Source organism: Pseudomonas sp. 30_B (assembly GCF_017491605.1).
Lineage (GTDB): Bacteria > Pseudomonadota > Gammaproteobacteria > Pseudomonadales > Pseudomonadaceae > Pseudomonas.
The window spans coordinates 1-244 of record NZ_JAFGYY010000498.1 but is presented as its reverse complement, the minus strand read 5'-3'; the positions used below and the strand labels follow the sequence as shown (position 1 = coordinate 244).

The 244-nt window shown below is 60.2% G+C and carries 1 pseudogene; it reads left to right on the top strand.

What is annotated here, in order from left to right:
- A pseudogene (locus tag J5M67_RS29235) lies at positions 1-244 on the top strand (sulfatase-like hydrolase/transferase); the annotation flags it as partial.

The window sequence follows — 244 nt, the reverse complement described above, 5'->3', positions numbered from 1 at the left end:
GAAGCGCATGGAAACCATCGACGACGAGACCACCCAGGCGGCGATCAACTTCATCGACAAGCAGGCCAAGGCCGACAAACCGTTCTTCGTCTGGATGAATACCACGCGCATGCACCTCTTCACCCACATACGCGAATCCATGCAGGGCCAGAGCGGCATGCCGGGCAACGAGTACGCTGATGGCATGCTCGAGCACGACGGCGACGTCGGCAAGCTGCTCAAGGCGGTGGACGACCTGAAGATC